This is a genomic window from Methylocella tundrae (assembly GCF_901905185.1).
Lineage (GTDB): Bacteria > Pseudomonadota > Alphaproteobacteria > Rhizobiales > Beijerinckiaceae > Methylocapsa > Methylocapsa tundrae.
Window position 1 is genome coordinate 15670 of record NZ_CABFMQ020000092.1, and the last position, 16590, is coordinate 32259.

The following is a 16590-nucleotide window of genomic DNA, read 5'->3' on the forward strand; positions in this document are numbered from 1 at the left end:
TCTGAAGTAGTAACTATAATCTCTGACGGTACTATAATTCAGGAATGAATTCAGTGAGGTACAGCAGGCTGCCGTAAGACGCAGCCTGTTTGTCTGAGTCGGGGCGCAAATGGCGAACCGTCGCCGATACTTGACGTACCCAAAATAATGGAATAGGTTGATTCCACTGAGGAGTCAGCCATGTCGTCCGTTCTTTCCGAGAAGCACTTTTACGACGAAGCCGCAGCCTACGCTTGGGTTGAGGCTCGCGTTTGGCCGGAAGGTCCGGTTTGCCCGCATTGCGGCGGCTTTGACCGCATTTCCAAGATGGGCGGTAAGAGCACCCGCATCGGCGCTTACAAGTGCTACCAGTGCCGTAAGCCATTCACCGTGAAGGTCGGTACTGTTTTCGAGTCCAGCCACGTGCCGATGACTCTTTGGCTCCAAGCCATGTTCCTGATGACGTCGAGCAAAAAGGGCATCAGTTCAAATCAGCTTCACCGTACCCTTTGCGTGACCCTGAAAACCGCGTGGTTTATGTCTCACCGTATTCGCCTTGCGATGCAGACCGTTGGCCTTGCACCCATGGGCGGCGAAGGCGCCACCATTGAGATCGACGAAACTGTGATTGGCAAGCAGGAAGGCGCGCCGAAAGACGCCGCCTTCCACGGCTCCAACTTCCGCAATTTCGTGCTCACTCTCGTCGAGCGCGGCGGTTCTTCGCGCAGCTTCCACGTCGAGGGTTCGACCATTGGCACTCTTATGCCGATCATTCGCGCCAACGTCGCCAAGGGAACCTCCGTCATGACCGACACCGCACCATGGTATAAGACCATGAACCGGGACGGATATTTTGCGAGCCACGAGACTGTGAACCATACCCAAGACGAGTACGTTCGCGGTCATGTCACCACCAATACCGTGGAGGGCTTCTACAGCGTCTTTAAACGCGGCATGCGCGGAATTTATCAGCACTGCGGCGAACGTCATTTGCACCGCTATTTGGCGGAGTTCGATTTCCGTTACTCGAACCGTGTTAAGCTTGGTATAGGCGACGTGGAACGCACCGACCGCGCCATTAGGGGCATCGTCGGAAAGCGGCTCACTTATCGAACAGCTCCTAACTGAGAGGCCATATGGCAAAAGCCGAAAAACCAAAGCGAAAGCCCAGAAAGAAAGCCGATAAGGATCAACCCGAGCGATTCAAGGAAGCCGCTCGGCGTCTTGGGGTTGACGATTCTGGGAGCGCTTTTGAGGCTGCCTTTCAAAAAATTGTGCCACCTAGGATACCTAAGCGTCCATAACGTCGTCCTCGTCTTCGAGGACATCTTTTTGCGCCTCCAACATCTTTATTAGACGACCAATTTCTTTCGGTCCCATCGGGCCTTGCACAATAACTCGGGCGGTTGTCGCGCGCCCTATGCCGGTCCTCATCCATTCTATTTCGCCTGGGTCGGCTTTGAGAGACGATCTGTCTTTGCGGTCGTCTAATGGAAATCTCGGCGGCGGCTGAACTGAACCACGTTCTTCGACTATCACCTCATTCATAGGTATGCCCGTTTCGCTATTCTCGACGCTCAACCACTGGCCATCATCTGTGACCAGCCGAACGCGCTGAGGTTTTGAAAACTGAAGCGCGCCTTGGGATTCCCATTGAATTAAATCGCCAACCTGCGCTCCGCCGTAGACAGTGACATCTACTGGCGGGGTCGATTCGACCCCGTTTGTCGGCTCATTACCACCACTTCCGTAAGCGTTTTCTTTCTCGAGATACAAGCAGGTCTCAGAGTATGCCCGGGCAGCCGGGTTAACAGCGCTCTCCACAAACCCCTCTCTCATCAAATAAGACTTGAGTGCCTCCGAAGAGAATTTCCCGTCAGGAAAACGCTCTCTCAGGGCACGAAAGAGGGTTGGAGAAAACGCCGCCCGCCTCAAGGCATTGCGCCTATCATCTTCGTTGTGTGGATGTATTATATCGACCGCGAGCTGAGTTACACGAGTTTCGCCCTTACCGGCGCGTTCTAAGAGGCCATAGTGCATAAGGGCCGCCAACGTCATGTCGGATGCGCCGCTAATGCCACTGTACCCAAGATGTTTGGCCGCAACGGCACGATCAATTGGGTTTCTTCGGTCTGCTGCGAATATTTTATCAATTAAAACAATAGCTTCTCTCAGCGGCGTATTTGGATAGCTGGGGCTTCTTGCGCGTGACATGGGGTCTCTCCTATGGAATGTTCCACAGGTGTACTAACATTTCTCAATCTGCGCAAGAGAGTAAGAACAAGAAAGAGATTACAACGCTTGACCTAACTCTCTCGGCGTGCGTTTATAGGCGCTGCATCGCCGCACGATTCGGCGATGGAGGAACTCGATGGTCACACCTGCTTAGCTCCCCCGCCCGGCTACCGGCGTTTCGGGAGCGACTAACAAAGAAGGCCGGCGCCCGCGTCAACGGGCATCCGGCCTTCGTGGTAGCCCAGCAACCGGGCGGCTCCGCCGCGCGGCTCTAGACGCCAACACACGGCTAGAATCGCACGGCAGCCGCCCACCCCGCAACTCCTTTTTCAGGAGAGCGTAAATGGTTTGGGTTGAACCCTATCATCGCGTGCGATTCGGCAAGGTCGAGTTTGTGACCGGGCATTATAGGTCAACGCGCAACTAACGTAGGCCGTCTTCAAAAACGGGGTCGCCGGGGACACCCGGCGGCTTCAAAAAATGCTATGGGTACGCGAAGTACAATATTCCCCCAAAATCAGTTGCCGAAAGTCATCAACGGGGTAAAGTTCAAAGACGGAATCGAAGTCGCGAAATCAAATCCGCCGCTTGATTCACGCCGTCACCGAAAATCCCGCATAGCTCGCGATCCATTCACGCAAGGTCTTGGCGATGAATTCCGGGCCGTTGTCGGAACGAACGTAGGCTGGCGGCCCGCGCAGGATCATCAGATCCGCCAGCGTCTCCAAGACGTCGGTCGAGTTGAGCCGACGTTTGACCCGGATAGCCAAGGCCTCGCGAGTGAACTCATCAATGACGCACAGCATCCGGAACTTTCGTCCATCATGGGTCCGGTCCTCGACGAAGTCGTAGGACCAGACGTGGTTGGGCCGCTCGGCGCGCAGACGCACGCAGGAGCCGTCGTTCAGCCAGAGCCGGCCGCGTTTTGGTTGCTTTTGTGAGACTTTCAGCCCCTCCCGTCGCCAGATCCACTGGACCCGCTTGGCGTTCACGGCCCAGCCGGCGCAGCGCAGCAGGGCCGTGATCCGCCGATAGCCGTAGCGGCCATAGGTCTTGGCCAGTTCGATGATGTCGGCGGTCAAGGCCGCCTCGTCATCACGGCCTCTGGCGGGCTTGCGCTGGGTGGATCGGTGCTGGCCAAGAGCCGCACAGGCCCGCCGCTCCGACACTTTCAGTTCAGCCCTGACCTTTTCCACGCAAGCGCGGCGACGGGCGGGGCTCAGAAGTTTCCCCGTGCGGCCTCGGTCAGAATCAGCTTGTCCAGGGTCAGGTCCGACACCACCCGCCGAAGCCGGGCGTTCTCCAGCTCCAATTCCTTGAGCCGCTTGACCTGATCGCTCTTCATCCCGCCGTACTCGGCTCTCCAGCGAAAATATGTCGTCTCGGTCACCGCAATCGTCTTCACCGCCTCGGCGATCGACTTGCCCTGCGCCGTCAGAACATCCACCTGCCGCAGCTTCGCGACGATCTCTTCGGGCTTGTGCCGCTTCCTTGCCATCTCTCCATCCTTCAAAAATGGCCCTCAGGCCAACTATATGGATGGATCACTTCAAAGGGGGCAGACCACAGGATCGTCGAGCCATTCTCGGTTATCGGCATATGCGCCGCGGAGCGTCGAAATGGGGAGTGTGCCGTCCAGCCGAAGCTGTTCCTTCAGATGTCTTGCGTCAACTTCGAGCGCGGTGCGCAGCTTCTCGGCCTCTGCCGTCGCCTGATCGACCACAGCCCGCCGATCCACGACATAGACCAGCCGGCGCGGAATGGTTTTAAGCGCGCCTTCCGTTGCAAGGGCTCGCGCGAGAACCCAGATTGCCATCACCGAGGTCTTTCCGAGCCCGGTCGGCAAATCGAGCGCGGATGGACCCGCTCCGTCCATAAACCGGCCGAACAGCCGATGCTGCCACAGCATCGGCGAATGGCCGGTCAGGCGGAGAAAATTTTCGACGAACGATTGTGAGTCGGCGTTCATCCTTGCGCCGGGCCTAAATCGCGCATTTGAGTGGTGATTCAGGTGGTGTCATTTCTCCCCCGATCCCGTCACAGACGGGCACCTCTGACGGCGCCGCTTGAAATGTCCGTCTATTAGCCGTGCCTACTAGCTAGGTTCCGGACGCAACTCAAGGTATGTGCGACATGTCAGGAAAAGCCACAGCCAAGGCGCGAGACGAGCGGCTGGAAGCGCGGGTCTCCCGCGACCTGAAGGCCCTGTTCCAACGCGCTGCCGAGCTACAGGGGCGCACGCTCACGGATTTCGTGATCGCCAGCGTGCATGACGCGGCCGTGCGCGTCATCGAGGAAACCCAGACCATCCGGCTGAGCGCCGCGGACAGCCGAGCGTTCGCCGAGGCGCTCCTCAATCCGCGAGAGCCGAACCGTCGGCTCAAAGCTTCCGTGCAACGCTACCTCAAGCTGACCGGGGCGTGAGTGGCTGCCGCCGTGCCGCCACTCTACGCATCGCTGTCGATTTCCGCCGAGAATTGGCTCTGACTCATATTTGCTGCGGTTCGCCGGGACGCTCTTGCTGATTCGTCGGAGGAGCTGTGAATGGGTCAGCAATTTCAACGCGCCAGCCTGGCGCCAGATGGCTTTGCAGTTGATGGTGTCACGGTGGAAGGCGCCCGGGTCCAGATCCGGTTGCGGTCCCTTCGGCCGTTTGGTCATTGTCCAGATTGCGGTCGAAGAAGCCGCCGGATTCAGAGTCGGTATTTGCGCCGCCCCGCCGACCTGCCCCTTGGCGGCCGCCAAGTCGAACTGATGGTTATTGCGCGACGGTTCTGGTGCGACGCGGTTTTGTGCGGTCGGCGCATCTTTTGCGAACGATTTGAGACTGGCGTCCTTTCCCCATACGGCCGGCGCACCGGAAGGCTTGAGACTATCGTCCATCATCTCGGTCTGGCCTTGGGTGGCAGACCTGCGGCGGCTTTCGCCCTTCGCTTGATGATGCCCGTCAGCAACGACACGCTTCTGCGTGTCGTGCGTCGCCGCAGCACCCAGACCGGTGGCGCCGAGCTTACGGTCATCGGCATTGACGACTTCGCGTTTCGTCGAGGACAGACCTATGGAACGATCGTCTGCGATCTTGAGCGCCGTCGCCCCGTGATCTTGTTGCCAGATCGGGCGCTGGACACCTCTCGGGCGTGGCTGGCTGAGCGGCCTTCAATACTTACGGTCGCCCGGGACCGGGGCGGCGGTTACGGCGAGGCCATCGCCAAAGCCCTGCCGCACGCTGAACAAGTCGCGGATCGTTGGCATCTCCTGGAGAACTCGAGCCGAGCCTTTCTCGATGCGGTTGGCAAATCCATGCGGCAGATCAGAAAGGCCATCGGCAGCAGCGTCATAGATCCCAAGCTTCTCACCTGTGCTGAGCGCCTCCAGTACCAGGGATATCTGCGTCGGCAAGAGACAAATGAGGCCATTCTGAAAATGTCGAAGCAAGGCGCCCCAATCAGGCAAATCGTGAGGGAGACGGGACACAGCCGCAAGCTTGTTCGCGACGTCCTGCGCGGCCAGCGGACGGATGTCTTCCGGACAAAGCCCAGTTCGCTGGATAGCTGGTCGCCCTGGCTGAATGAGCGCTGGGAGAAAGGGGAGCGCAATGCGCTGGCGCTTTGGCGCGAAATGCGTGTGGCGGGCTTTTCCGGGCGAAGCGGCGTGGTGTCACAATGGGCGCAACGCAGACGCCTTGCGGAAAAGGCAGGTCAAAACGCGCTGGCGCGAACGCCGTCAGCTCGGATCATCGCCCGTCTAATGACGTCGGCACGTGACGACCTGACAAAGTCTGAAGCCATTCTGGTGGCGGCCATTGAAGGAAATGTCCAGGATCTGGTTGTTGCTCGCGAGGCCATCATGGAGTTCCAATCCACGATCCGATCAAAGGCTGCCGCCAAGCTGGACGCGTGGCTCGAAGCTGGGAAGGGAACCCTTGTCGGATCTTTCGCCAATGGTGTCGAGAAAGATCTGGCCGCCGTCCGAAATGCGATCATCTCGCCCTGGTCCAATGGACAGACGGAGGGGCAGATCACTCGTCTGAAACTCATCAAACGCCAGATGTACGGGCGCGCCAAAATCGATCTGCTTCAGGCGCGACTGATCGGCGCGGGCTAGCTGATCGCCTTCAGCAAAAATGCGTCAGAGCCAGTTCTCAGTGGAAATTAACATCCCCGAAATTTCCCTATGAAATCAAGAGCGCGGATTTCTGACGGATCGGGGAGACGGTTTTTCATCGTGAGCGGAAAAATTTGCACTTATAATTCAGCGCATTATCATCGCTCAGAACAATCGAGTGGGTATTGGCAATGATGACGTCGCAGGGATCGCCATCTTCGGACAATGTATGCGGGATGAAACCGTAATTGCCCGGATAGCGCATCGAAGTGTGGAGGAACCTGTCGACGAACAGCGCGCCGGCGGCCTTGTCCAGCTCATATTTGATCGGCTCGCCCCCGATTGAGACCTCGATCACGACGTTGAACGTCAAAATGCGCATGGGCGCTCCCTGCTGCCGCGGATCATTACAGGCGGCCGGCGATCATGAAGTCTACTTCTTCGTTTCCAAGCACGGTCGCTGGCCGCGATACCCACGACTCTTCCGACATCGCGCTCAAAAAAGGCCCCCGCGTCGGCAGACCAGCCCCTTAAAACAAGTCTTGTCTTTTTCATGGTCGCGGAGCCAAAGCGCTAGACACAGAAGACGCGACAAAAACCGTGGTCTTGAAATCACGGTTACCTTCAGAGGCAGAGCCCGTTCGGCGGAAGCCCACTGGACCGAAGGTCGCCGACGTTGTTCGCGTTTGGGACGAGGCGTCGCCCCTTCTGCGAAACCTCACGAGAGGAGGTTTCGACCGCTTTCTTTCCGCGCTTTCTTTGCTACATCACTTCCCGCGTCGCCGCCGCCATCTCGGGACTGAAATCATCAATCTCCGGAAGCGTCTTGAGAACCATTACTGATACGTTGCAAAGGCTCTCGCATAGACTCACCGCCACTGAAAGAGTGAGTCGGCACTGGTTCAGAGGGTCGGCGATGCGGGCCTCCCATAGATCCACATCGTCGCGTCTGCTGCGCACGTCCCAACCGAACCAGACGTCTTCGTTTGGCTGCGACGCCAAACTCCCTTCCCCGACACTGGCCAGGATAGCGGTCCGTGGCGCTTTCAAGGCCAACGCTACCGCGCGGAGGCCCGCCCTGCGCGCCAGATTCTCCTCTCCGGCCAGTCGCATCTCGATTTCTTGCGCCGCCCGGAAGTAGGCGGCGCCACCCCCGGCGACAACACCGGATTCGAGCGCAGCCCGAGTCGCGCCTATCGCCTTTTCTGCAACGCGCAGCCGATACCGAATCTGAGTGTCGTTGGCCCCGCCTACTCGAAGCTTTGCCGATTTCTCCGATAACATTCTCAGACGATCTGCAAGTTTCTCTTCCAGGTCCACACGGCCGGTCATCGATCTCGTCTCCGAATGAAGCGCCAGTCTTCGTCCGAGAACCGTGGCGATGCGGGCCCGTTTGTTTTGCGGGCAGCCGCGACCTCCTATAATGGTTGTGCTTTCGGCATCCATGACGACCTTGTCCGCCTGACCGAGATCTGCGAGCTTCACAGCTTGAATGACGTCGCCCTGACGTTCCAGAAAGGGCCGACCGCCGGTCAAGATGGCAATGTCTTCCAGCGCGTCGGTGCGCGTCTCTCCGAACATTGGCGGCCCGGCGACAGCGCAGCGAATCTTGCCCCGAACATGATTCATGACCAACGCGGCTAAAGCCTCCTCCCCGACACTTTCCGCAATGAGGACGAGCGGCCTTCCCGCCTGGACCGCCAGTTCAAGCGGGTCGACCAGACATTGGAAGTCCGTGATCGGGTGGTCGGTAATTAAAAACAAGGGATGCTCCAACTCGACGCGCTTTTGGGTCTTGTTGGTGCAAAACACAGGTGAGGCGTAGCCCTTGTCGTAACGCGCGCCCTCGACGACTTCCAGCTCGTCCTCTACGCCGCCGCCGAACTCCGCGCTGACATCGCCCTCCTGCCCTACGGATTCGAAGGCTTCGGAGGTGAGCCGGGCGATCGACTCGTCCTGGTTCGCGTATGTCAAGGCGAGGTGCTTGAGATTGTGCTCTGTAACCCGCCGCACCCCGCTTTCGAGGCTCCCGAGAGCGATATCCCGCGCCTCGACCATGCCCCGACAAATTTCCCGCGCGGACAAATTGGTCGCCAGCAAGCGTCCGACCTCGATTGCCATCGCGTGAGTCATCACGATAGCGGTGTTGGAGCCGTCGCCGATCTGCCGATCCAGGACACCTGCGGCCTGTGTGAGGAATTTCAGGCCGACATTGTGACCAGGGTCCTGATACTTCATCGCCTGGGCGATCGTCCGGCCGTCTTTGGTGAAAATCGGGGCGAGCCGTCCGACGTGCTCGATGACGGTCCCGCGCCCGCTTGGACCGAGCGATATTCGTGCTACGCGGGCGACATCGCGCATCCCGGTCAGCATGACGCGCACCGAGTCCGGGCCCGCAATAATCTGGCTTGTCATTTTCGCGTTTTCTCCGCCGTCAGGCCCTCGCCCGCCTGCACATCGCACCGGTCGATCTTCATGGCTTCGCGGCCCGCCGTAACCCGGAGGCGCTCCAGCCTACGGAGCTTGGCCCAGACTGCCACGAGCAGCCTTTCCCGGTAGGCCGCTCTCTGAAGGAACGCAGCGTTCGCTTCGGAGTCCGGCTCGGAAAGCCAATACTCTTCAAGTTCCTGAACCCGTTGCGCGCCGATGGCGGCCACCAGCTCATCCCGCGTCTCGCGCGTCTCCCGCAACGACTCATCCAGCGCACATGCAACCTCCCCAAGGAAACTGGTCGCGGAAGGTTCCGTTGGGGGTCGGGCGCGTCTCACTAGCCGGACGCCAGGAATTTCTCGCTGAACACACGGTCCTGGTGCACTCCGTGCGCCTGACAAATCTCCTCGATGCGCCGAACCATCGGTCCCGGCCCGCACACGTAAAAGTCTGGAGCTTCCCCAGTCTGACTGAGTACTGCCTCCAGAACCTCGCCGACATTGCCTGTGTGCGCCGTCCATTCCGGATCCGGCGTCTCGAGCGAGAGTTCAAGCGATAGAGTTGGCAGAGCCTTCGCCAGAACAGCCAATTCCTTAGCGTAAAAGAAAAATTCGCGGCTGCGCATTCCGAAAATCAGCCGGCTCGGCGTCGAGTCGTTGGCCTCGACCATCCCTCTGAGCATGGAAACCAATGGGGCGAGACCAGTGCTGCCGCCGACGAAGTAGCGCGGACTCGCCGTCGGATGGACCCGAAATTCTCCGTACGGACCTTTCATTTCAATGACACGACCAACTTTGGCCTTTTCCCGAAGGTAATTGGAAAAGACTCCATCATCAAGCACGCGCACCATCAATTCGATCCGCCCGCTTCGATCCGGGACGTTCGCCATCGAAAAGCTTCGCCATTCGTCGGTGCCGGGGACGCAAAGTTTTACATATTGCCCTGGCGTGAAGCGAAAATCGCGAGGCTTGTCAAATTCATCTCGCAGCTCCAGAATGATAGAAACGACATGTTCCGTCCAGCGCTCGCAGGAGGCAATTCTCGCCTCGTAGACTTCCTCGATCCGGGAGGTTCCGAAGGTTACGCGGTCCAGCCCATAGGGTAGCTCGACCTCTAGATCGGACCGCGGATAGGTTTGGCAGAGTAGCGTATAGCCTTCATCTTGCTCCTCGGGCGGCAGCGAATAGACGCTTACGCCTTCGCCTAGCTCGAAATCGCCGCTTGAACAATGCGCACGGCAAGTCGTGCAGATCCCCTTGTGGCACTCGGAGAGCAAAATAATATTGTTGCGCAAAGCAGCGGAAAGGACATTCTCTTCGCTATCACACTCGAATTGCAAGTGCTCCCCGTCCTCAAGCGTTGCTCGTATCAAATGCATAAATTCCCCCCAATGACGCCGTTCATTGCGTATTTGTTGAAAAGTTTTTGTCAAGGATCCCGAAGACACGTATCATCGACTTTACGGCTCGCCACGCGGCAGCCTCGCTCAGCGCTGCTCCTTCGTGAACCACGTTGTCGCCCCGCCAGATCTCCCACTGCCAGGCAAAACCGAAGTCGGTACAAACGCCACGGAAATCTGTTTCCGAGTCCTGCTTCTCCGACAAAGTTAGATTAACCGCCTCATCGTTATGCATCTATGCCTCCGGGATCCCGTTGCTGCTGCCCTCAGGCCGTTTCGCCCTTCATCGTGTTGCCATGACCTTCGACGAGCACCCGGAAGCCGCGTTTGGCGCGCCACTCTTCAACGTTGATGGCCGCGATGTCGGCAACCTTCGCACGGGTCTCAAGCAACCGCTTGCTTAGGTAGCTGTCGAGTTCGAGCCATGCGTTGACTGGCATCACGGGCGGCTTGAACTTGCGTCGAAATTCTGCAGCCAAACGTTCCAGCGCGAACTGATCCTCGCCAGCGGCGTCAACCCGGCCGCGCAAATCACGGTAAACATCTGCGACCGCTGTTCCGCAGACGCATTTGTCAAGTAATTCCGCGTCGTGAAATTTCTCGCTTTTAAGCGAAGCCACGCGTCCTTCGGCCTCCGCCTCGATCCACAATGAATCGTACTCCAAATCAAATGTCTTCCGCTCGGGCCCGACGTGCTGGGTGCGAATCTCCGTCAGAAGAGCAACCGCTTCGTCGAGATTGTTGAGCGCCGCGATGCGATCCCGCCAGCTACGGCGTATTTCATTGTCATAAAGACTGCGATCTTCGTCGCGCAGGAACTTGTTCGTGAACGCCATTTTATTTCCTCCCCTACGCCAATTCTTTGTCCAGCCCGACAAGTTCCGTTGTCAGGGTGAATACGTTACCGTTAATGAACGCACGACCGACAGTCGAAGAGACATTAACGAGGAAGTCATAGACGTTGTACTGCCGCCCCATTATTTCCGCCGCGACATCAACATCTATCACGATTTGACCCTGGGCCTTGATCCAGTAGTAGCTCGAGTGGTCTTCCACCACGATCGTCGGATTCAGTTTCTTTTGCTCACCAAGGATGATGTCATCGACGATGACATCCATTTCCTCGCTCTTCATGAGAACAAGAACTACATCATGCGATTCCTTAACGGTCATGTTCTTCTCGTCGAGGAATTCGTCGATAAAAGCTTGACCTTTTTTGGAGTTCAGGCCCTCACTCGATCCGCGTCCGCTCATTTCCGGCGCCCCTTCATAAGGTTGTTAAACAGTGTGAATGGATTTCGTGGCGTCGGAACGGTACGCTGGCGCCGAGTCCATACCGGTCATCACTTCGGCCACCAAGCCGGCGACATTCGCCTCATATCCTGCCAAATGGGCGAAGTCGGTCGCCCAATCCTGGATGACGCGCTCGACCCCTTGCTCGACGGCGTTGCGCCCCGCGATTTTCTCGGGAGCGTTCGGAAGCTGAGCATAGATTCCGACAAACCCTTTAAGTCCCGCAACGGCGGCCGGAAGCCATTTATTGGTCCAGGCGTGAATGACCGCCCGGTTGTGCGGCCCGAAATCGGGATCGTTCGCGAGATTGTCTCCGAACAGCCTGCGCACGCCGCCCTTGGCGGTCTGAGCATAGCCGCAGGCCTGACTTAGAAACCAGGGGGTGATATTGTCGCCATAGACCGGCGCGATTCTCTGAAAGAACTCCCGCCGAATGAAGTGTCCACAAATCGCATCGACAATCGCGTGCGACGCCCAGAGGATTTCTCCCCAATCATACGTTTCGCCCCAGAGACGTTCGACCGCCTCGCGCGTCTTGTTATAGGTCGGGCTGTTGGTCCAAACTTCTTTCGAACGCCCCAGGTCGGCGGTGAATCCTTCCACCTGCTTGCTCAGAAAGACACGCTCTGTCTGCACCATTTGGGCGGCATCGTTTTTATCAAACGCCGTCAGCGCAACCCATGTCTTGACGAAATCCGAAATCGAATCCTTGGTGGCCGATGAGTGCGCGTTGAAGAGACCATACTCGTAAAACGTCAACGCCCCATAGTCGACCTCGAGAAAACCGAGCCAGTCGGGATCGATCAGTCGAACGAGCCCTTCAGAGGACGCCGCCTTCATGAAGCGGTCGGCGGCGCGCCCGTCTTCCGCCTTGGCCTTGATCGCAGGGAAAAACCAGCGGCGATCGGGATCGCGGAATTTGAACCAGTCGCGAGTCTTGAGTTCCGTGGTCTCGTTGGCGTATGCGCCGCGGCCGCCAGCATGCTTTTGCTGATATTCGCCGACCTCGAGGCCGCCGCCCGCGTAGTCAGCGCTCTGCTGCGCATAAGCGGTCAACTGCTCGTACTCGGTCAGCCGCTTGCCCTCGGGAACGACGAAATGACTCATTACGCGCTGTGTGTCCTGAGGCTCGGCCGGCGAGACTCTCCGGATTTCCAAGATTCGCTCGGGATCGAATATCGCCCGAACAGCCTGTCCTTGCTTCATAATGGTTTCCTCTCTTCGGGGCTTGGGGCCGGCGCCATCTTTCGTGGCGCCGGCGCAAGTCGACCTCAGTGCATCTTCAGGGGATTCGGGATCTTCATCCCGATGCGTTGAATGTCGTCGATGGTCCACATATTGTCCGATCGCAGATGCGGCTGCGCGATCATCGTCTTGCCGTCGCTCCGCAATCCACCCCCCGCCCGGATGACCTGGGACAGTTCCCAGCCCTCGAATTGGGTGAGGAAATCCTGCGCCTCGTAGCGCTCGGGCTCCAGCAGGAACTGCTGCTCGCCATAGGTGTCCGAGAAAGCGTAACGGCGTCCGTTACGCTCCAGGATGCGAAGGTCGCACGCGCCCTTCGCGAGTTTCGGACAGAACGGCACTCCGGAAACATGGTCAATGTAAGGGATGTAGCCGTTTTCGATGAGCCAAACCGAAGGCAGAAACCCGCTCTTGGGATCTTGAAAGCCCAGCTTACGCCATTCGTCGTAAATACGCCCGTAACGGTCGTACCAGCCAGGGTAATTCTCCTCGAACCAAGCCATGTCGACTTCGTCCGGCAGATCGTGCCGGTAATGATGCAATGGCCACAGCGCGTAGGCGAGGATGGCGACATCATGATGCGACCAGACAGCATCCTGCTTCGCCTCACGCAGACTGGGCGGCGAGGTGACGCCGTATTTTCCGAGGCGGCCAAGCCAGATTCCGGCCCAATCTTCATACACCCAGCGGTTCCAGGTCTTATACCAAGCTTCCACCTTGTATCTGCTGAAATATTCGAACAGATAGCCCAACACCGGCGTGAAGTATTTCGTCTGCGTCCAGAAGGCGTTGTTAAGATCTGCGTTGAGGTGTAGCTTGGCTTTCGGATCGTTGATCACCGACACGATCGTCTGATAGCCATTCGCCATGTGCCGCATCTCGTCGGTCTGGATCGACGTGAAGACGGTCGGCGTGATCTCATCGCCGTTTGTCGCAGCCCACTCCGTCAGCGCGACGATCAGCGGGTTGGTATAGCAGGCCTCGGCGACCAGCTGAAGGTTGATAGAACACTCGACCGGATCGCCGGCATTGAAACCGTCGCCGAACGCGCGCTTGATTCCGCGAAAAGCAGGGCCGATGGTGCGCAATTGGCGAGGGTTGTTGTGCCCGGCGGGATCAGAGCCGTGCTTCGAAAAGTAATGATTGACATAGGCCGTCTGGTTGGCGTGCCGGATTTCGTCGATCACTTGGGCGAGGTATCCGTTTTTCTGCTCGGGAGACTGCGCGGAATCCCAGAGCAGGGCGGAGCCGGCGATCGCGTTGTACTCGCCACACTCCAGGAAATTGGCGAACACCTTCATCACTTCCGCCCAGCGCGGGTGGACCCGGTTGGCGGCGTCGAGACGGTCGAGACCGTCGAGCAGCGTTCCGAACTGCCGCTCCTCTTTAATCGCCTCCATCCGTGCGTACTCTTTGGCGGTGAGCTTGAACTGCTCCTTGGTCAAGTTCGCCATTTCGTACTTCGTGCCGTACTTGGTACGGTTTTTCTCGAATTCCCACTTGAAGTCCATCAGATAGCGATGGACTTCCTGAGCATCAACCGAGGTCGGCGCGCGAACCGCACGCTTCGTGTTCTCCATAATCTTGTGGCCACTTGGCGCCGCTGTCTGCATGTTTGATTCCTCCTGATCTGCGTTATTCCCCGCGCCCAATCCGCGATCTGCGGTCCCGCGAGTTTTCGTTACCTTAACCTGAAAGCCCCTTCGAGCCGTGCGTGGGTCTCATCCAATTGATTTCTGCTCGGGCGAACCGCCGAAGTGCCAGCGCAGAACCCAGCCACGCCTCCTAGTCCGGTGGCAGAGCGCGTAACAATTCGGAGTGATCAAGAAAATTTCCATTTTGTTTCCTCTTCCGCCGGGCAATTGTTGAGCCCTCGTTACTTTTTTTTGATTACGCGCTTGGGATTTTTACCCTGAGCTAACATAACATATATCTGCGAGCCTTGAAGTGCGGTATCGCCAGAAGGTCGTAGCCTCTGGGTTCCAAAGAAACGTCGCTGAGGTCTATATCTTCATGAAATCACTCGGTTCGGACGACTTTCCTCACGTTTTGGTATCCCGCCCATTTTCCGGGAGGGAGCGGGGCCCGCCGCGAATAGCGGCGACCCTCTGCGCCACCAAGGCGAGGCCCGCACCGGCACCGGCCAAGGCGGCGAGCGCTGCAGGTTGAAAACGGTTCCGTCTGCATCCGGGCGCTGGCGGAGCTGGTCCCTCTCCAAGGCAACATAACCGGGCCAAGTGAAATCGCAAAGGTGAAATGCCTGACTCCGAGACGGGTCTGCGTAGATCAGTTCGTCGCTCGAGGCGACCTCCGGGGGGCGAATGCGAACCGCGGGCCGCGATTGATGCGCCTTACCCAGCCCAATCGTGTAACAGCCGGCCAGCCTCCGCGACGTCCTTTCGCTCCAAGGCTATCCGCAGCGTTTCCGGCCGCTTTGGCCCTCGAGCGCGGGAACGATGACGATGTCCGGTCGCGCCAAGCCCTTCCGCCGCGCGACCGGTACAGTCAGGCCTTGGACTGTCTTCACATGTCTGCGGACGCCGACGATCATGACCGTGAACTGGGGCGTCGCCATGCTTGTGGACTCGGCCAGCTCGTTCGCGGCGGCGGACGCGTCGAGCAGCGTCGCTAGCCGCGTGTCAAATAGGCCGTCCAGAGTTAGGAGATAAATGGTCACAGCAAATATGATAACATTTCGCGATCTTGCCAAGCTACAAAGCGTGCTGGGTCGCTTGTGCTAACGCGATTCCGCCACCATGAAAAAGGGAGTGTAAGCAGATGATCAAGCTAGCGTTGTTTGTGCGCCTCGAAGCTAAACCAGGCAAAGCGGACGCCCTGCAGGCACTTCTGGAAAGCGCCTTGGCGCTCGCCAACGCTGAATCGCAGACCCCGGTCTGGTTTGCCTTGCGCTTTGGCCCCGCCACATTCGGCATCTTCGATGCGTTCGCCGATGAAGTCGGGCGCGAGGCTCATCTCAATGGAAGCATCGCCGCGGCCCTGATGGCGCATGCCGATGAGCTGCTGGCCGAGGCGCCACGTATTGAGAAAATCGAAGTGCTTGCGGCCAAACTCCCTGCTTAGGTGACTGGCCGTTATTGGGCGCTGCGAGGCGATCACTTCATGCCACGCCCATAGCGTACTTAGAAGCGAGCCGGCATTTCAGTTCGCATCGCCGATCCGTCGCTCTCGTGCATGAAGCTCGCGCACGACACGCTACCGTCAATTCCCATTGATGTATCCTTATAAATGAACCCTGTGAGAGCAGGAAATCAACAGGCACCGCGGGACTTCTGGGCCTGGATTGGTGGGCAGGGGGCTATCCGTAAGAACAGAACACGCGGCAATTGCAGGGTTTCGGCCGCAGCAAAGCGCCGCAGCCCGCCGACTTTCACTCAGGACTTTTTGTGAAGCTCTCTGCCTCCCGGGACATAGATAAGCCGGATTCTCCGATATCCCACGACACTTCCCGGATGAAACCCGGCCCCTTGGCGAGCCGGCGGCCGAGCGCCTGCATGAATCCGTCGTAGCGCTCGGCTCGCTTGGCGCGGGCGGCAGGCCGGAAGCCGTCGCCGGGACTGGTGACCTGGGTCCCGAGATAATCGCCGGTCAGGCTGATGTTATTCCAGCCAAGAGGCGCGACGTGTCTCAAGAAATCCTCCGGAACGGCCGCGCCTGACGATCGCAGATGCTGAACGGCGTGCCCGAGATAGACCGTGTTCCAGTAGACGATCGCCGCGGCGAGTTCTGCCGCGAGCTCCGGCATCGTGATGTCGTGCTTTTGGCGCTATGCCCGCTTTTTCTCCCGCTTTCGAGATCCTATGAGCGCCATCAACATCGGTCCGAGCGAGAACTCCCCGGTTTCAGCCTTTCGCGTCAGCTCGCGCAAATAGCCGCCGGCGCTGGCG

16 protein-coding genes and 2 pseudogenes are annotated in these 16590 nt (G+C 58.5%); 4 read left to right on the forward strand and 14 right to left on the reverse strand.

Annotated features, from left to right (window positions below; translation table 11 throughout):
* Window positions 1-180: 180 nt before the first annotated feature.
* Window positions 181-1107 (forward strand): IS1595 family transposase, encoded by a 927-nt coding sequence (locus MPC4_RS14430; protein WP_174513133.1) that lies wholly within the window; start codon window positions 181-183, stop codon window positions 1105-1107.
* Window positions 1108-1269: 162 nt separating this feature from the next.
* Here MPC4_RS14430 and MPC4_RS14435 read toward each other — a convergent pair whose 3' ends face one another.
* The 3 genes and pseudogenes from MPC4_RS14435 to MPC4_RS14445 form a co-directional block, all read right to left on the reverse strand.
* A complete protein-coding gene (locus MPC4_RS14435; RefSeq protein WP_174513134.1) occupies window positions 1270-2193 on the reverse strand; it encodes a hypothetical protein in 924 nt (307 codons plus the stop codon).
* A 641-nt stretch (window positions 2194-2834) separates the two neighbouring features.
* Window positions 2835-3712: pseudogene (locus MPC4_RS14440) on the reverse strand (IS3 family transposase); the annotation flags it as partial.
* A 51-nt stretch (window positions 3713-3763) separates the two neighbouring features.
* Window positions 3764-4183, reverse strand: coding sequence for a DEAD/DEAH box helicase family protein (locus MPC4_RS14445; protein ID WP_174513135.1), 420 nt, complete (start codon window positions 4181-4183; stop codon window positions 3764-3766).
* Between the two features lie 164 nt (window positions 4184-4347).
* On the opposite strand from MPC4_RS14445, the gene MPC4_RS14450 reads away from it, so the two are divergent.
* Window positions 4348-4638 carry a type II toxin-antitoxin system TacA family antitoxin gene (locus MPC4_RS14450; RefSeq protein WP_244629026.1) on the forward strand — a complete coding sequence of 97 codons (291 nt, stop codon included), beginning with the start codon at window positions 4348-4350 and terminating at the stop codon, window positions 4636-4638.
* A 120-nt stretch (window positions 4639-4758) separates the two neighbouring features.
* Window positions 4759-6318: an ISL3 family transposase gene (locus tag MPC4_RS14455; protein WP_174513137.1), complete on the forward strand. Its 1560-nt coding sequence runs from the start codon at window positions 4759-4761 to the stop codon at window positions 6316-6318.
* 169 nt (window positions 6319-6487) lie between these two features.
* On the opposite strand, the pseudogene MPC4_RS14460 reads toward MPC4_RS14455, so the two are convergent.
* From MPC4_RS14460 to MPC4_RS14500, 9 genes and pseudogenes are all read right to left on the reverse strand, one after another.
* Window positions 6488-6700 (reverse strand): annotated as a pseudogene (locus tag MPC4_RS14460) (inorganic diphosphatase); the annotation flags it as partial.
* Window positions 6701-7080: 380 nt separating this feature from the next.
* Window positions 7081-8733 (reverse strand): TCP-1/cpn60 chaperonin family protein, encoded by a 1653-nt coding sequence (locus MPC4_RS14465; RefSeq protein ID WP_174513138.1) that lies wholly within the window; start codon window positions 8731-8733, stop codon window positions 7081-7083.
* The gene (locus MPC4_RS14470) at window positions 8730-9008 is read right to left on the reverse strand and encodes a hypothetical protein (protein WP_174513139.1); all 279 of its coding nucleotides are present in this window, start codon (window positions 9006-9008) and stop codon (window positions 8730-8732) included. Before MPC4_RS14470 ends, MPC4_RS14465 begins: the two co-directional genes overlap by 4 nt.
* Window positions 9009-9085: 77 nt before the next feature.
* Entirely contained in the window at window positions 9086-10120 is a 1035-nt protein-coding gene (locus MPC4_RS14475; protein WP_210253658.1) for an FAD-binding oxidoreductase, read from the reverse strand.
* Window positions 10121-10148: 28 nt separating this feature from the next.
* Window positions 10149-10382, reverse strand: a complete 234-nt coding sequence (locus tag MPC4_RS14480; RefSeq protein WP_174513141.1) for a hypothetical protein — start codon at window positions 10380-10382, stop codon at window positions 10149-10151.
* Between the two features lie 31 nt (window positions 10383-10413).
* Window positions 10414-10983, reverse strand: coding sequence for a methane monooxygenase (locus MPC4_RS14485; RefSeq protein ID WP_174513142.1), 570 nt, complete (start codon window positions 10981-10983; stop codon window positions 10414-10416).
* A gap of 13 nt (window positions 10984-10996) precedes the next feature.
* Window positions 10997-11401 (reverse strand): MmoB/DmpM family protein, encoded by a 405-nt coding sequence (locus MPC4_RS14490; RefSeq protein ID WP_174513143.1) that lies wholly within the window; start codon window positions 11399-11401, stop codon window positions 10997-10999.
* Between the two features lie 24 nt (window positions 11402-11425).
* Window positions 11426-12547, reverse strand: coding sequence for a ferritin family protein (locus MPC4_RS14495; protein ID WP_174513144.1), 1122 nt, complete (start codon window positions 12545-12547; stop codon window positions 11426-11428).
* A 164-nt stretch (window positions 12548-12711) separates the two neighbouring features.
* Complete coding sequence (locus MPC4_RS14500) at window positions 12712-14298, reverse strand: ferritin family protein (protein WP_342343636.1); 1587 nt, start codon at window positions 14296-14298, stop codon at window positions 12712-12714.
* 1165 nt (window positions 14299-15463) lie between these two features.
* Here MPC4_RS14500 and MPC4_RS14505 point away from each other — a divergent pair.
* A complete protein-coding gene (locus MPC4_RS14505) occupies window positions 15464-15766 on the forward strand; it encodes a putative quinol monooxygenase (protein WP_174513145.1) in 303 nt (100 codons plus the stop codon).
* A gap of 307 nt (window positions 15767-16073) precedes the next feature.
* Here MPC4_RS14505 and MPC4_RS14510 read toward each other — a convergent pair whose 3' ends face one another.
* Together MPC4_RS14510 and repC are read right to left on the reverse strand one after the other, a co-directional pair.
* Complete coding sequence (locus MPC4_RS14510) at window positions 16074-16448, reverse strand: Tn3 family transposase (protein WP_174513146.1); 375 nt, start codon at window positions 16446-16448, stop codon at window positions 16074-16076.
* Between the two features lie 21 nt (window positions 16449-16469).
* Window positions 16470-16590 (reverse strand): replication initiation protein RepC (gene repC, locus MPC4_RS14515; protein ID WP_174512740.1); only part of this gene is annotated, 121 nt, incomplete at its 5' end.

What these genes read in the sequence shown, in the direction of transcription:
- MPC4_RS14490 (WP_174513143.1), bottom strand. Translation starts at nt 11,401, where the DNA reads ATGAGCGGACGCGGATCGAGTGAGGGCCTGAACTCCAAAAAAGGTCAA.
- MPC4_RS14450 (WP_244629026.1), top strand. Translation starts at nt 4,348, where the DNA reads ATGTCAGGAAAAGCCACAGCCAAGGCGCGAGACGAGCGGCTGGAAGCG.
- MPC4_RS14430 (WP_174513133.1), top strand. Translation starts at nt 181, where the DNA reads ATGTCGTCCGTTCTTTCCGAGAAGCACTTTTACGACGAAGCCGCAGCC.
- MPC4_RS14500 (WP_342343636.1), bottom strand. Translation starts at nt 14,298, where the DNA reads ATGCAGACAGCGGCGCCAAGTGGCCACAAGATTATGGAGAACACGAAG.
- MPC4_RS14445 (WP_174513135.1), bottom strand. Translation starts at nt 4,183, where the DNA reads ATGAACGCCGACTCACAATCGTTCGTCGAAAATTTTCTCCGCCTGACC.
- MPC4_RS14465 (WP_174513138.1), bottom strand. Translation starts at nt 8,733, where the DNA reads ATGACAAGCCAGATTATTGCGGGCCCGGACTCGGTGCGCGTCATGCTG.
- MPC4_RS14435 (WP_174513134.1), bottom strand. Translation starts at nt 2,193, where the DNA reads ATGTCACGCGCAAGAAGCCCCAGCTATCCAAATACGCCGCTGAGAGAA.
- MPC4_RS14485 (WP_174513142.1), bottom strand. Translation starts at nt 10,983, where the DNA reads ATGGCGTTCACGAACAAGTTCCTGCGCGACGAAGATCGCAGTCTTTAT.
- MPC4_RS14495 (WP_174513144.1), bottom strand. Translation starts at nt 12,547, where the DNA reads ATGAGTCATTTCGTCGTTCCCGAGGGCAAGCGGCTGACCGAGTACGAG.
- MPC4_RS14505 (WP_174513145.1), top strand. Translation starts at nt 15,464, where the DNA reads ATGATCAAGCTAGCGTTGTTTGTGCGCCTCGAAGCTAAACCAGGCAAA.
- MPC4_RS14455 (WP_174513137.1), top strand. Translation starts at nt 4,759, where the DNA reads ATGGGTCAGCAATTTCAACGCGCCAGCCTGGCGCCAGATGGCTTTGCA.
- MPC4_RS14510 (WP_174513146.1), bottom strand. Translation starts at nt 16,448, where the DNA reads ATGCCGGAGCTCGCGGCAGAACTCGCCGCGGCGATCGTCTACTGGAAC.
- MPC4_RS14480 (WP_174513141.1), bottom strand. Translation starts at nt 10,382, where the DNA reads ATGCATAACGATGAGGCGGTTAATCTAACTTTGTCGGAGAAGCAGGAC.